Source organism: Stutzerimonas stutzeri (genome assembly GCF_002890895.1).
Lineage (GTDB): Bacteria > Pseudomonadota > Gammaproteobacteria > Pseudomonadales > Pseudomonadaceae > Stutzerimonas > Stutzerimonas stutzeri_AB.
In genome coordinates this window covers 12,414-25,259 of record NZ_POUL01000011.1, presented here as the reverse complement: position 1 = coordinate 25,259, position 12,846 = coordinate 12,414, and the positions used below count along the sequence as shown (strand labels likewise).

Here is a 12,846-nt window from a genome sequence, read left to right as displayed (position 1 = left end):
GCGCCCTCAGAGGACGAGGGGCTCGCTCGACATGGAGGTGACATGAGCATTCGAGACTGGCCGGCGGCGGAACGGCCGCGGGAAAAGCTGTTGGAGCAGGGTGCAGCGGCCCTGTCCGATGCGGAGCTGTTAGCCATATTCCTGCGCACCGGCGTGGCCGGGAAAAGCGCGGTGGATCTGGCGCGGCATCTACTCAATGAGTTCGGCAGTCTGCGGGCTTTACTGGAAAGTGATCTCGTCCAGTTCAGTGAGCACCTGGGCTTGGGGCCGGCCAAATTTGCTCAGCTGCAGGCCGTGCTGGAAATGGCGAGGCGGCACCTGGCGGAGCGCATCCGGCGGGATTCGGCGCTGGAAAGCCCGCAGGCCGTGCGCGATTATCTCAAGGCACGCCTGCGGCATGAGCCGCTCGAACTCTTCGGCTGTCTGTTTCTTGACTCCAAACACAGGGTGCTGGCTTTCGAGGTGCTTTTTCACGGCACCATCGACGGGGCCAGTGTGTATCCCCGTCAAGTGGTCAAGCGCGCGCTGGCGCACAATGCCGCAGCGGTCATTCTGGCCCACAATCATCCCTCGGGCGTGGCCGAGCCGAGCCAGGCTGATCGGCAACTGACGCGCAGGCTCAGCGATGCGCTGGGGCTGATCGATGTGCGGGTGCTCGATCATTTCATCGTCGGCGATGGCGAGCCGCTGTCCATGGCCGAATATGGCTGGATGTGAGCCAGCCATGTTCAGGCCAGCAGCGGTATCAGCAGCAACGGGACCAACACGCTAAGGACGAAGCGGCCGTTCCAGCCGACGGCGATGCGCCAGGGCGAGAGCTGCGCGTGGCGCGCCAGTAATACCGCAGAGGGGCCGTAGGGCGAGAGCAGCATCGCCAGCGAAAACCCGAACAGCAGCGCCACGGCCGGCTGCGTTACCGCCAAGCCCTGGCTAGCTAGCTGTGCCAACAAGGCTGCGCACACGTTCAGCGATATCAATGGTGCGACGCCGAGCAGCGCCATCGCCATGACTGCCAGTGCACCGACCGCACCCAGCCCGAACAGTATCAGCGGCGTGTTTCCCAGCTGATCCGCAAGGTGATGCACCGGTAACACGGCGGCTACCAGGCCGGCGAGCAATGCTGAGCTGGCAAAAATGAACGTCTCGTTGCGCATTCCGATGAGTGTTTCGCTTACCTCGCGGAACACCTGGCGCGGCGCTATCCGCTGCCAGAGGAGGAAAAGGATGACGGCGCTTGGGACCAGCAACATGGCTGCCTGGGTGGCGGACAGCCAAGTCAGCGCTGCCAGCAGGGCGATCAAGCTGATACCGATCAGGCTGCCGATCAGCAATCCACCCAGGCGACCGCCGGGCTGCTGTGTTTGTGCGCCGAGGTTAGTGTCGGGGGCCTCGGCCAGCTGTTGCAAGCGTCGGTTCTCAGCTGGCCATCCGAATAGCAGCAGGAGCAGGCCGCCAAGCATCCCGAAGGGAAGCAGCGTGCTCCAGCTGAGGCCTGGGAGTTCGCGTGTCAGGATCGCCACCGCAACGCTGGTCGGCGCGAGCAAGGGCACCAGCGCGAATCCGCGCAAGGCGGTAACCATGACCCCACGGCGGCCTTCGCGTCGTTGAGTGTCGTTGTAGGGGCGGCGCTGGAGGTGATTTTCCAGCGAGCCGCATATCAGGTTAAGCATGCCGAAACTGAGCACCGAGCTGATCGCGAAGGTGCTCAGCAGATAGCCTGGGTAGAGCCACGCCCGCGGGCCTGCCAGCAGCAGGCGATGCAGCTCGCTGAGTTGGTGCAGACGCTTGACCAGGCAATGCATCAGGCCCAGCGCGCCGATAAAGGCCGCGTAGTAGGCGGCCGACGACAATATGCGTGCGCCCTGCTGCCAGCTTGCTTCGCCTGAAAGCAGCCAGTACCCGAGTAGCGCCGCGGTGACTATTCCGAGGCGCCGCGGGTAGGGCATCAGCGAGCGCCAGTGCCAGACGAAGAACAGGCCCAGCAGGGCGCCGCTGATCACGCTCAGCGGCTGGATTCGGGTTATCAACGCCAACAGCTCGAACAATAGAGCCAGTGGCAATAGTGCGACCATCTAGGCGGGCAGCTCCCGGCGAAGAGCGCCACGCTTGAACACGCCTTCGCCGAACGCGATCAGCCGATCCTGTTCATCCAGCAAGTCGCAGCTGGCCATGAACACCTTATGTCCAGACGAACGACATCTGGCTTGGGCTCTGATGCGACTGCCCTCAGCGGCTGCGCTGCTGAAATTGATGTTCATCGACAGCGTCAGCGCCACCCGGCGGTCGGCCGGGTCGGCTTCCCAGGTGCCGCACAAGCCCATGGCGACATCCATCAAGGTCGCCATGACACCGCCGTGCATGTTGCTGGCATTGTTCAGATGGCGTGGCAGAAGATCCAAGGCGAGGGTGGCGTGCTCACGGCCATAAGCCAGCAGCTCGCAGCCGATGTCCTGGAAGAAACCGGTAACGGAGGCGTGGACCTGCAGCAGTTGGTCAGATGAGTAGTCGGTTGCGGACATGGCGTTCGATCACGGATGGCTTGCTAAGGAGACTGGCAGTCTTTAGGCTCGTGGTCAATTAGATGGAATAACGTTTCGCAGTGCGAAATAAAGATTGAGTATAAGCGGTCGCTTGCAACGCCATCTCTATTAAGGAGGTTTCCATGTTTTCCCGTATCGGCATCATCGGCGCCGGCGCCATGGGGCGCGGCATCGCGCAGCTTTTCGCCAGCGCTGGCCAGCAGGTTTGGCTCTACGACAGTCGCCCCGAAACCGTCGATCAGGCCTTGCAGTTCAATCGCGAGCTGCTCGAGCGCAGCGTAGCCAAGGGGCGCATCAGTGCCGATGAGCTGACAGCAATCCTTGAGCGCATGCAGCCGGCGCATCAGCTGGCCGAACTGGCCGGCTGCGACCTCCTGATCGAAGCCATCGTGGAAAACCTGGAAGCCAAGCAGAGTCTGTTCGTCGAGCTGGAAGGCTTGATCGCTGCCGATGCCGTCCTCGCGACCAACACCTCGTCGCTGTCAGTCACCCGCATCGCCAGTGCCTGCAAGCGGCCCGAGCGAGTGGCGGGTTACCACTTCTTCAACCCGGTGACGCTGATGAAGCTGGTCGAGGTGGTTCGCGGTGAACGGACTGACCCGTCCGTGATCGAGCGGCTGGTGCAACTGGCCGAGCACGCCGGGCACTTTCCCGCCATCACCCCGGACACCCCCGGTTTTCTGGTCAACCACGCCGGTCGCGCTTATGGCACCGAGGCGCAGCGGATTCTCAGCGAGGGTATCGCCACGCCGGAACAGATCGACCGCATCCTGCGTGACGGCCCAGGGTTTCGAATGGGCCCGTTCGAGTTGTTCGATCTGACCGGGCTGGACATATCCCATGCTGTGATGGAATCGGTGCATGACCAGTTCTACTACGACCCGCGCTACACCCCGTCCTATCTCGCTGCTCAGCGGGTGGCGGCCGGGTTGCTCGGACGCAAGACCGGCCAGGGCTTCTATCGCTACGAAGAGGGGCAGCAGATCCGCTCGCCGGAGCCCCGCTACGAGCCGGTGACCATTGACCGACCGTTCTGGCTCGACAGTATCGAACCCGCGCTGCGCAGCCAGATCGGCTCAGTCCTGCAACAGGCAGGCGCGGTGCTGGAGGACGGTGCCGAGCCTTCGGACCAGGCAATCTGCCTGATCACGCCGCTGGGTGAGGATGCCAGCAGTTGCATCGAGCGGCTGGCGCTGCCCGCAGTGCGCACCATTGCGCTGGACCCGTTCAGCGACCTCGACAAACGCCGCGTGCTGATGCGTCAGCCCGCGCTCGATCCGGAGCTGGAGGCGCAGGCACGTCAGGCGTTGGGGGCCGACGGTGTGCCCGTAGAAGTCATCAACGACTCGCCGGGCTTCGTCAGTCAGCGCATCGTGGCCAGTATCGTCAATCTGGGGTGCGAGATCGCCCAGAAGGGCATTGCCTCTCCGGAAACACTCGACCGCGCTGTAACGGTGGCCCTCGGCTATCCAAAGGGTCCGCTGGGGTTTGCTGCGCACTACAACCCGGCCCGAATCCTGACCATTCTCGAGGGCATGCAGCGCTGCTACGGGCAAGAGCCGCGCTATCGCCCAAGCCCTTGGTTGCGGCGCCGGGTGCAGCTCGGTCTGCCGCTGACGGCGCCAGATCAGGCGCGCTAAGGCGAACGCCTGAGCGCAAGTTCAGACTAAGCGCCGCTTAAGGTTGGCTGCATCCAGCCGCTAAACCGGTGAGTCTGCCGCGCCGGACGATTGCAGGGGTTGCGCAATCGTGCCGTGCTCGGCAAGGCCATGTGCCACCAAGGGACAATGTTCTTTGTTGGCAGAGGTGGTACAACGCCTTTTTACCGGATGAAAACAAGAGGCCACCGATGCGCCCAACCTTCCGCCTACACCCAAAGGCCTGTCTGTTGCACGCGACGGCGTTGTTGGGATTGCTGCTGTTTCATGGCTGGATGGAGCTGCCGTTCTATCTGACGGCGATTTCAGTTCTGCTACTGGCCCTTTGGCCCTGGCTGGGTCCGTGGCGCACAGCGGCAAAAGCCCTAGTTGCTGAAGACGCTAGCGAGCTGAGCTCCGCTGCGCTGAGCAAGAGTCTCTCCCGGCATACCTGCCATAACGCGCTGTCGGCTGCTCAAGTGTCGTTCAGTGCTGAACAACTGGCGGCACGGCTACAGTCGCAGCTGGTCGCGGTCAGCGAGATTGCCAATGGCGCCGAAGCGATGACCGCGACGGAGCAGGGCAGCGCTGCCCGAGCGCGGCAGGCTTTGGAGGCGGCCGAGGCCGTGCGGCGCAGCAGTGATACCGGCCGCGTTGAGCTCCAACACGCTATCGAACGTATGCAGCAGCTCAGCGCACAGACCGAGGCCAGCCGCGAACTGCTTGATGGGCTCTCGGCCCGTACCGAAGAGATCCGTCAGATCACCGAGGTGATTCAATCCATCGCCAGCCAGACCAATCTGCTTGCGCTCAATGCCGCGATCGAAGCCGCGCGCGCCGGTGAAGCCGGGCGTGGCTTTGCCGTGGTCGCTGATGAGGTGCGCAACCTGGCCGGACGCACCAGTAGTGCTACCGAAGAGGTCGGTCGGATGGTCAGCGATATCCGTGAGCAAAGTGGCGCGGTGGTCAGCCATATTCAGAAGCAGGCCAGTGAACTGGACGAGGCTGCCGCTCAGATCGCAGGGACGGGTACGCAGCTAAGCGGAATTGCTGATCTGGCTGGCAATGTCGAAACCCAGGTGGCGGAGATCGCGGCCGGCACGGCAAGCAATCATGAGCGACTGGCGCAGTTGTTCGTCGCGCTAGAGCAGTTGCGTGGCGACGCACTGGAGAGCGAGACCCAGACGCGCCAGCTCGAACAGGCGGCAGAGAAGCTCGTCGAGCAGGCGGAAACGGTCAGCGAGCAGCTCGCCGAGGTCCAGCTGGATGCCTACCATCAAAACGTTTTCGACCTGGCGCGCGAAGGCGCGGCGGCCATCGGTGCGCGTTTCGAGGCGGACCTGCAAGCCGGGCGCTTGACTCTCGAAGATCTGTTCGACCGCAATTACCTGGCGCAGCCGGGCACCAACCCGATTCGTTACAACACCCGCTTCGATCGCTATGCCGACGAGGTACTACCTGCGATTCAGGAGCCCTTGCTCGCGCGCAGCGAGGCGCTGGTTTACGCCATCGCCACCACACCCGACGGCTACGTTCCGACCCACAACCGTGCTTTTAGCCAGCCGCCGGTGGGCGATCCTGAGATCGACAAGGTCAAGAGCCGCAGCAAACGCCTGTTCAATGACCGCACCGGAGCGCGCTGCGGAAGCCACGAGCGCAAGGTGCTGTTGCAGACCTACAGCCGTGATACCGGCGAGCTGATGCATGACCTTTCGGTGCCGATCATGGTTGGCGGGCGCCATTGGGGTGGTCTGCGATTGGGCTACCGTCCGGAGCCCTAGCGGAACGCGGTGCGTTTGGCACAAGCGCCGTGGCCTTTGGCACTCAATGACCGGCGGAAGCCGCGCGGCGTCCCGCCAAGCTGACTAAGCTTGCCAGTCAGGCTATCCGGAGTCCGCAATGAAAACGCTCACCGACCACCTTGCCCAGTACGCGGCCTATCACCGAGACCCTCGAAACCTGCTCAGCCATTTCATCGGCATTCCGATGATCGTCCTGGCTGTCGCGGTGCTGCTATCGCGACCAGGTCTGGAGGCGTTCGGACTTTGGCTAAGCCCGGTGGCGCTGGTCGCATTAATCTCGACACTGTTCTATCTGCGGCTGGACCTGCGCTTCGGCCTGCTGATGGGGGCAGTGCTGCTGCTCTGCGTGTGGGTCGGCGCAGCGCTTGCCCAGCAGTCGACAACACTATGGCTGACCGCCGGGGCGGGTTTGTTCGTGCTCGGCTGGATCATTCAGTTCATCGGTCACTACTTCGAAGGGCGCAAGCCCGCATTTGTCGACGACCTGACCGGGCTGATAATCGGGCCGCTGTTCGTGGCGGCGGAACTGGGCTTCATGCTCGGTCTGCGCGAGCCCCTGCGCCACGCTATCGAGGCGCGGGTTGGCCCTGTGCAGCTGCGGCAGCAGCCGGCTGATGCGTGAAAACGGTGTGCGCTCAGTCGGGTGCGAGCGCCATCCACTGGTTGCTGAGGCTGCGCGCGTGGCGATCAACCATGATCGGGGCGAAGGCGCGGCCTGAGGCGGTGTTGAAGCTGTTGTTACCGCTGTTCATGTCTTCGAGCGCGACCTTGAGAAATTCCCAACGCGTCTTCAACTTGGCGATGGCCGCATTCGATTTGCTGTCCAGCGCCGCCAGTTGCTCGTCGATCGACGGTACGAGGCGGCGCTCGTCCTGACCGAGGTAGGTGTCCGGCTGTTCGCGAGCGGTTTCGAATGAGCCGACATAGGCGCGGCTCAGGTACTGAACGGTAAGGTATTCCACCTTGGCCGGAAGCTCGGCACGCACGTCGGCGCCTTGCTGGCTACGCACTGCCGTCAGGAAATCGCGTAGCGCCTTGCTCATCTGCAACGGCCAGCCCCAGGGCATGTCGTCCTCTTCACGGCCGAAGCTCGCGCCTTCACGCAGCGTTGTCTGCAGGACCTGATGCAATTGGTGCAGGTCATTGCGGGCGCCGGGAAAGCTGTCGACCGTTTCAGCTAGCGACTTGAGGTCGCTCTCCATTCGCGCCAGGTGCGCTTTCTGAAAGCCTTCACCTCGATAGAGCAACAGGCTGCTGGTGGCGCGGTTGGCATGGATCTGCATGCTTTCCAGCGCGGTGAAGGTCTGAGCGTGGGCAGGATTGAGCAGCGCTGGAAACCAGCACGCCAGCAAAACCACCATCCATAGCCACTTGCGATGAGTCATGTTGCGCTCCCTTTTTATTTTTATAGAAGCAGGTGCCAGGCTGTAGAACCAGCACGGCATAGGTTCGGTAGCCTAGCCAAGGGGTGGCGCTCTGGTATCACACAAAGGGATTAATTCTGCGGGGGCGGCCATTTGCGCGGCAAGATTGGCGGAAGTGACACGAAACCCCTTGCGCTTATTGCAGTATCAGAGCATCCGCTCCAGTCCGATCATTCGGCTGAACCAGGCATTGAACCGTCGCCATGCGCCGCCCGGTTCGTGCAGTAGCACCTTTCGTTGCCCGTCATCCTCAGCGATCCAAATCAACCGCGCATCGCCGTTTCGCTCGATCAGTCGCACTTCATAGCTGACGGCGGGCGAAGTACCCTGCTGCGTGAGCTTGTGCACCTCGCTGGCCAGTTCGGAGCTGTCGATAAGGATGCCCACCTCGGTGTTCCACAACACTGAGCGGGGATCAAAGTTCAGCGAGCCGAGGAAGACCTTCTCCTGATCGAACACAGCAGCTTTGCTGTGCAGGCTGGATTCGGAATCGCCAGTGATGCTGAAGCGGGTCTCCTGGTCCGGTTGTCGGCGCAGTTCGTACAGTCTTACCCCCGCTTTCAGCAGCTCGGCGCGGTAGGGTGCATAACCACCATGCACGGCGGGCACGTCGGTGGCTTCGAGGGAATTTGTCAGAATCCGTACTGCAACACCGTTACTGGCGTGTTCTGCCAGGTAGTCGGCGCCTTGCTCGGTGGGTACGAAGTAGGCCGAGATCAACGTCAGGGATCGTCGAACCCCATCCATGCTGGGCTGAAGCTGAGTGGTCAGCAGCAGGCTTTCATCGGGGATGCCGGGCGCTTCGATCTTGTCAGGGTGATCCCAGAGCGCTTCGCCAGGTGCCCAGATGAGATCGCTCAGCCAGTGACTAGGCCGGGGCTGCAGCTCACTCATCAGGTGCTGATAGCGGCGCTCGTTCTTGCGTCGTTCAGCCTGCAGATAATCAGTGATATCGCGTCGCGCCCGCTCGAGGTCCGCTTTGCTGGGGGGATCGCGCAAGAACTGCTGGATCGGCACGCTCAGCGAATGGTTCCAGTACTGGTCGAAGCTGACCACCAGCTGCTCGGCGACCGGGCCGGCGGCGAGCAGGTCGATATCGGTGAAGTTGAAGCTCTGGTCGGCATCGAAGTATTCGTCGCCCAGGTTGCGCCCGCCGACAATGGCCAGGCTGCCGTCGGCAAGCATCAGCTTGTTGTGCATGCGTCGATGTTGCTGGGAGAGGTTGAGCAGCCGACCCAGCGAGCGGGTAATCAAAGTGCTGCGGCCGATATGCAGCGGATTGAACACGCGGATCAGGATGTTCTGGTGTGCTGCCAGAGTGGCGATCTGATAATCGCTGCCATCGCTGGTGGTGTCATCGAGCAGCAGACGCACCCTGACGCCACGGTCGGCGGCGCGCAGGACTTCTTCTATAAGCGCTCGGGTGCTGAGCCCATCGTGGACGATGTAATACTGCACATCGAGGCTCGTCCTGGCCTGACGAATCATCTGCATGCGCGCCGCAAAGGCTTCGGCGCTGTCGGACAGCAGGCGAAATCCGGAGGTGCCCGCAGGCTGCGATGCTGCCAGCGCCTCGACTCGCTGGGCCAGAACCGAATCCTGAGCGGGCAGCGCATAAGAAGTAGGGGTGGGCGTAATCTGGCCGGCACAGCCAGCCAGCAACAGCACTGCCACAAGTAGCAGGCGCATGCGCAAGTTCACTCCTGTCGATTTTTATGTTTCCTCGACAGATTGGACGCCAGCGCAACGGCGAAATTCAGAACTCGTCTTTAAGCCGGTGCCAGAGCATGCCCAGGGCTAGGAGCGGTGAGCGCAGCCGCTGACCACCAGGGAAGGTCGGGTGTGGCACGCGGGAGAACAGGTCGAAGCGCCCCTCGAGTTGTCCGCTGATGGCTTCGGCCAGCAGGCGTCCGGCCAGATGCGTGGCGTTCAGGCCATGCCCGGCATAGGCCTGGGCGAAGTACACGTTTGGTTGGTCTGGGAGTCGCCCGATCTGAGGAAGGCGGTTGGCGCCAATCCCGATCATGCCGCCCCACTGGAAATCGATGCGGGTATTACGCAGGCGGGGGAACACCTCAAGCATCTTTGGCTGCATGTAGGCGGCGATGTCCTTTGGGTCGCGTCCGGAGTAGTGGCAGGCGCCGCCAAATAGCAGTCGGCCGTCGGCCGACAGGCGAAAGTAATCCAGCGCTACGCGTTGATCGCAGACAGCCATATTCTGCGGCAGCAATTCCTGTCTGACCTCTTCAGGCAGCGGCTCAGTGGCGATGATGTAACTGCCGGCGGGTAGCACCTTGCCGGCCAGCGATTTGTTCAGCGAACCCAGGTAAGCATTGCCGGCCAGCACGAGCTGGTCGGCGCGCACGCTGCTCTGCGCTGTATGCACGCGGACCTGCGGGCCATAGTCTATCCGTTCGACCGCGGATCGCTCGTAGAGCCGGACCCCGAGCGACTGCGCCGCAGCCGCTTCGCCCAGTGCCAGGTTGAGTGGATGAAGATGGCCCGAGCCCATGTCGATCAGGCCGCCCACATAGCGATCGGAGCCGATGACCTCGCGCATGGCCTCCTTTGGTACTCGTCTTAACGGATGCGGGTAGCCAAGACGCAGAAGATCGGCGTAATCCGCATCGAAGCCGTCAAGGTGACGCTGTTTCGTTGCAAGATCGCAGTAACCCCAGGTCAGGTCGCATTGAATGGTGTAACGCTCGATGCGCTCGCGCACGATGTCTACCGCTTCAAAACCCATGCGCTTGAGATCGTCCACGCCCCTGTCACCCAGCACCGGCTGAAACTGCTCGACGTCGTGCCCGACGCCCCGAATCAGCTGCCCGCCGTTGCGGCCGCTGGCGCCCCAACCGATGCGGTGGGCTTCCAGCAGCACCACGGAAAACCCGCGTTCGGCCAGTTCGATGGCCGTGTTGAGGCCGCTGAAGCCACCGCCGACGATGCAAACGTCGGCGCTCTGTTCGCCTTGCAAGGGCACGAACTCAAGCGGCTGATTGGCAGTGGCGGCGTAGTAGGACGCGGCGTGATCGTGGGAATTGGAGGCCGAGTGGCGGTTTGTCATGGTTGAGCCTTGGACGGTTTGCCTGGCCGAAGGGTAGACCGGACAGGTGCCGCTGGGCAAAAGCGTAACACTTCGGGTCAATCCGGCACGGGCAGTTCCAGGGACTCCTTTACCTCTTCCATGACGATGTAACTCTTGGATTCGCGCACATGCGGCAGTTTGAGCAGGATGTCACCTAGCAGTTTGCGATACGACGCCATTTCCGAGATCCGGGCCTTGATCAGGTAGTCGAAATCGCCTGACACCAGGTGGCACTCAAGCACATGCGGCAGTTTCAGCACGGCACGGCGGAACTCCTCGAAGATGTCGCCTGACTTGTAGGCCAGGCTGATCTCCACGAATACCAGCAACCCACCCTTCAGATGCTGAGGATTCAGCCTCGCGGTGTAGCCCATGATGATGCCTTCCCGCTCCAGGCGCCTGACGCGCTCGGTGCATGGCGTGGTCGACAGACCGATGCGCTCGCCCAGTTCGGTAAACGGCATGCGCCCTTCAGCCTGTAGCAAGCGAAGGATTTGCCGGTCGATCTTGTCCAGTTCGCGGCGGGTCTGGTGCTTGGTTCGCATAGGCGTATCGCCTCTGAGATAGATGTTATAGGCGTGAATTAATCGCAAATATAGCCGTTTATATAGCGAAAACCACTGCTGGCTGCTTTCTATACTCCGCATTATCAGTGATTAGAAAAAGCCCGGTAGCACGGGTGGGAGGCAGCGATGCGTGTTCTGGTGATGGGTAGCGGCGTGATTGGCACCACCAGTGCCTACTATCTGGCGCGAGCGGGCTTCGAGGTCGTGGTAGTTGATCGTCAGCCAGCCGTGGCGATGGAAACGAGCTTTGCCAATGCCGGCCAGGTCTCTCCTGGCTACGCATCACCCTGGGCCGCGCCCGGCGTACCCCTGAAAGCCATGAAGTGGCTGATGCAGCGCCATGCGCCGCTCGCCATCAAGCTCACCGGCGATACCCAGCAATACCGGTGGATGGCGCAGATGCTGCGCAATTGCACTGCGGCGCGCTATGCGGTGAACAAGGAGCGCATGGTTCGGCTGTCCGAATACAGTCGCGATTGCCTCGACGAGCTGCGTGCAGAAACCGGTATCGATTATGAAGGCCGGCAATGCGGCACGACCCAGCTGTTCCGCACCCAGGCCCAGCTGGATAATGCGGCCAAGGACATCGCCGTGCTACAGGCGTCCGGCGTGCCCTATGAGCTGCTCGATCGCGCAGGCATTGCGCGGGCCGAACCGGCGCTTGCCAGGGTTTCGGACAAGCTCAGTGGCGCGCTTCGCCTGCCTAACGATCAGACCGGCGATTGTCAGATGTTCACCACCAAACTTGCCGAAATGGCTCGCGAGTTGGGCGTCGAGTTCCGCTTCAATCAAGACATTCAGCGGCTGCAGTTCGCGGGTGACCGGCTCGAAGGCGTCTGGATCGATGGCAAGTTGGAAACGGCCGATCGCTACGTGCTGGCGCTGGGTAGCTACAGCCCGCAGATGCTCAAGCCGCTTGGCATTCGCGCGCCGGTATACCCGCTCAAGGGTTATTCGTTGACCGTGCCGATCAGCGACCCTGCGATGGCGCCAGTTTCAACCGTGCTCGACGAGACCTACAAAGTCGCCATCACCCGCTTCGATCAACGCATACGGGTTGGCGGTATGGCAGAAATTGCTGGCCACGATCTTTCGCTCAATCCGCGGCGTCGCGAGACCCTGGAAATGGTTGTCGGCGATCTGTTTCCACAGGGCGGCGATCCCTCCACTGCCGAACTCTGGACCGGCCTGCGCCCGGCCACGCCGGACGGCACGCCAATCATCGGTGGTACAAGCTATCGCAACCTGTATCTGAACACTGGGCACGGTACTCTTGGCTGGACCATGGCCTGTGGTTCTGGCCGCTTGCTGGCCGATATGCTGGCGAGAAAGCGCACGCAGATCAGTACCGACGGCCTCGATATTTCCCGCTACGGCACCAACAAGGAATCGCACAAGCATGCCCATACAGCGCCTGCACACTAACGCTCGCATGAGTCAGATCGTCATTCACGGCAACACGGTCTATCTGGCCGGTCAGGTGGGTGAGGACATGAGCGCGGGAATCGAGCAGCAGACCCGCGAGACGCTCGACAACATCGAACGCCTTTTGCGGCAGGTGGGTACCGATAAGCAGCACATCCTATCGGTGACTATTTATCTGAAAGACATCGATGCCGATTTTGCCGGCATGAACGCCGTCTGGGATCAATGGTTGCCAGAGGGCGTCGCCCCGGCCAGGGCCACGGTCGAGGCCAAGTTGTGCGAGCCGGAGATCCTGGTCGAACTGTCAGTGGTGGCTGCGCTGCCGGCATAACCGGATCGCTGCACGGCACGACCTGTCATTTCG

General features: G+C 62.1%; 12 protein-coding genes. 6 read left to right on the top strand and 6 right to left on the bottom strand.

What is annotated here, in order from left to right; all coding sequences use genetic code 11:
* The first annotated feature begins 42 nt into the window (after nucleotides 1-42).
* Nucleotides 43-717, top strand: a complete 675-nt coding sequence (gene radC / locus CXK96_RS17595; RefSeq protein WP_102837735.1) for a RadC family protein — start codon at nucleotides 43-45, stop codon at nucleotides 715-717.
* 11 nt (nucleotides 718-728) lie between these two features.
* Here the strand turns inward: radC and CXK96_RS17590 are convergent, their stop codons facing one another.
* Together CXK96_RS17590 and CXK96_RS17585 are read right to left on the bottom strand one after the other, a co-directional pair.
* The gene (locus tag CXK96_RS17590) at nucleotides 729-2,072 is read right to left on the bottom strand and encodes a hypothetical protein (protein WP_102837734.1); all 1,344 of its coding nucleotides are present in this window, start codon (nucleotides 2,070-2,072) and stop codon (nucleotides 729-731) included.
* The gene (locus tag CXK96_RS17585) at nucleotides 2,073-2,519 is read right to left on the bottom strand and encodes a PaaI family thioesterase (RefSeq protein ID WP_102837733.1); all 447 of its coding nucleotides are present in this window, start codon (nucleotides 2,517-2,519) and stop codon (nucleotides 2,073-2,075) included.
* A gap of 143 nt (nucleotides 2,520-2,662) precedes the next feature.
* Here CXK96_RS17585 and CXK96_RS17580 point away from each other — a divergent pair, with 143 nt between their 5' ends.
* The 3 genes from CXK96_RS17580 (at nucleotide 2,663) to CXK96_RS17570 (ending at nucleotide 6,601) form a co-directional block, all read left to right on the top strand.
* Nucleotides 2,663-4,180: a 3-hydroxyacyl-CoA dehydrogenase gene (locus CXK96_RS17580; RefSeq protein WP_102837732.1), complete on the top strand. Its 1,518-nt coding sequence runs from the start codon at nucleotides 2,663-2,665 to the stop codon at nucleotides 4,178-4,180.
* Nucleotides 4,181-4,389: 209 nt separating this feature from the next.
* Nucleotides 4,390-5,958 carry a methyl-accepting chemotaxis protein gene (locus CXK96_RS17575; RefSeq protein ID WP_102837731.1) on the top strand — a complete coding sequence of 523 codons (1,569 nt, stop codon included), beginning with the start codon at nucleotides 4,390-4,392 and terminating at the stop codon, nucleotides 5,956-5,958.
* 118 nt (nucleotides 5,959-6,076) lie between these two features.
* Entirely contained in the window at nucleotides 6,077-6,601 is a 525-nt protein-coding gene (locus CXK96_RS17570) for a DUF962 domain-containing protein (RefSeq protein ID WP_102837730.1), read from the top strand.
* A gap of 13 nt (nucleotides 6,602-6,614) precedes the next feature.
* Here the strand turns inward: CXK96_RS17570 and CXK96_RS17565 are convergent, their stop codons facing one another.
* From CXK96_RS17565 to CXK96_RS17550, 4 genes are all read right to left on the bottom strand, one after another.
* Nucleotides 6,615-7,364, bottom strand: coding sequence for a hypothetical protein (locus CXK96_RS17565; RefSeq protein ID WP_102837729.1), 750 nt, complete (start codon nucleotides 7,362-7,364; stop codon nucleotides 6,615-6,617).
* A gap of 186 nt (nucleotides 7,365-7,550) precedes the next feature.
* Nucleotides 7,551-9,098, bottom strand: coding sequence for a phospholipase D family protein (locus CXK96_RS17560; protein ID WP_102837728.1), 1,548 nt, complete (start codon nucleotides 9,096-9,098; stop codon nucleotides 7,551-7,553).
* Nucleotides 9,099-9,159: 61 nt separating this feature from the next.
* On the bottom strand, nucleotides 9,160-10,470 hold the full coding sequence (locus CXK96_RS17555; protein ID WP_102837727.1) for an NAD(P)/FAD-dependent oxidoreductase: 1,311 nt from the start codon (nucleotides 10,468-10,470) through the stop codon (nucleotides 9,160-9,162).
* A 77-nt stretch (nucleotides 10,471-10,547) separates the two neighbouring features.
* Entirely contained in the window at nucleotides 10,548-11,036 is a 489-nt protein-coding gene (locus CXK96_RS17550; RefSeq protein ID WP_021207170.1) for an Lrp/AsnC ligand binding domain-containing protein, read from the bottom strand.
* 147 nt (nucleotides 11,037-11,183) lie between these two features.
* Here CXK96_RS17550 and dadA point away from each other — a divergent pair, with 147 nt between their 5' ends.
* Nucleotides 11,184-12,482, top strand: a complete 1,299-nt coding sequence (gene dadA / locus CXK96_RS17545; protein ID WP_102837726.1) for a D-amino acid dehydrogenase — start codon at nucleotides 11,184-11,186, stop codon at nucleotides 12,480-12,482.
* Nucleotides 12,457-12,813: a RidA family protein gene (locus CXK96_RS17540; protein ID WP_102837725.1), complete on the top strand. Its 357-nt coding sequence runs from the start codon at nucleotides 12,457-12,459 to the stop codon at nucleotides 12,811-12,813. The genes dadA and CXK96_RS17540 overlap by 26 nt, the downstream gene beginning before the upstream one ends.
* Nucleotides 12,814-12,846: the final 33 nt, after the last annotated feature.

Excerpts from the sequence above, each read along its gene's own strand:
- radC (WP_102837735.1), top strand. The coding sequence starts at position 43 with ATGAGCATTCGAGACTGGCCGGCGGCGGAACGGCCGCGGGAAAAGCTG.
- CXK96_RS17590 (WP_102837734.1), bottom strand. The coding sequence starts at position 2,072 with ATGGTCGCACTATTGCCACTGGCTCTATTGTTCGAGCTGTTGGCGTTG.
- CXK96_RS17585 (WP_102837733.1), bottom strand. The coding sequence starts at position 2,519 with ATGTCCGCAACCGACTACTCATCTGACCAACTGCTGCAGGTCCACGCC.
- CXK96_RS17580 (WP_102837732.1), top strand. The coding sequence starts at position 2,663 with ATGTTTTCCCGTATCGGCATCATCGGCGCCGGCGCCATGGGGCGCGGC.
- CXK96_RS17575 (WP_102837731.1), top strand. The coding sequence starts at position 4,390 with ATGCGCCCAACCTTCCGCCTACACCCAAAGGCCTGTCTGTTGCACGCG.
- CXK96_RS17570 (WP_102837730.1), top strand. The coding sequence starts at position 6,077 with ATGAAAACGCTCACCGACCACCTTGCCCAGTACGCGGCCTATCACCGA.
- CXK96_RS17565 (WP_102837729.1), bottom strand. The coding sequence starts at position 7,364 with ATGACTCATCGCAAGTGGCTATGGATGGTGGTTTTGCTGGCGTGCTGG.
- CXK96_RS17555 (WP_102837727.1), bottom strand. The coding sequence starts at position 10,470 with ATGACAAACCGCCACTCGGCCTCCAATTCCCACGATCACGCCGCGTCC.
- CXK96_RS17550 (WP_021207170.1), bottom strand. The coding sequence starts at position 11,036 with ATGCGAACCAAGCACCAGACCCGCCGCGAACTGGACAAGATCGACCGG.
- dadA (WP_102837726.1), top strand. The coding sequence starts at position 11,184 with ATGCGTGTTCTGGTGATGGGTAGCGGCGTGATTGGCACCACCAGTGCC.
- CXK96_RS17540 (WP_102837725.1), top strand. The coding sequence starts at position 12,457 with ATGCCCATACAGCGCCTGCACACTAACGCTCGCATGAGTCAGATCGTC.